This window comes from Escherichia sp. MOD1-EC6021 (assembly GCF_002965245.1).
Taxonomy (GTDB): domain Bacteria; phylum Pseudomonadota; class Gammaproteobacteria; order Enterobacterales; family Enterobacteriaceae; genus Escherichia; species Escherichia coli_F.
In genome coordinates, this window is sequence record NZ_PTRU01000129.1 from 1 (window position 1) to 402 (window position 402).

The 402-nt window shown below is 56.7% G+C and carries 1 protein-coding gene; it reads right to left on the reverse strand.

The genetic code is table 11. The annotated features are described in order from the left end of the window. On the reverse strand, positions 1-337 hold a 337-nt coding region (locus BEB54_RS28310), incomplete at its 3' end, for a GTPase (RefSeq protein ID WP_001069750.1). Positions 338-402 lie beyond the last annotated feature (65 nt).

Consider the following 402-nt stretch of genomic DNA (forward strand, 5'->3'; position numbering starts at 1 on the left):
GCAGAATGTCACGGTACAGGGCTTCATACTCTGCATCCCTGTCCCGGCTCTCGCCCACCCCGGGCAGGTCAGTGATAACCATGCTGTGACCGTGGCCACTCAGACGGAAGCGCCGCACTTCCCGGGTGCCGGCGTGAACATCACTGACCGGGGTGACCTCCCCCTGAAACAGTGCATTACAGAGTGAGGATTTACCGGCCCCGCTTTTACCCATAATGCCAATCACGGGTTCGTGACTGGTGAGTTTGCGCAGATGTTCCAGGATGTGACGGGAAAGTGAGTAAGGCAGGGAGGAGAGCGGTTTTTCAATTGCCTCAATGGCATCAGACGGATTCATACATGTATTCCCGGTGAAAAAAGACAAAACCCCGCGCACCGGAAAGGTGGCGGGGGATTCACGGA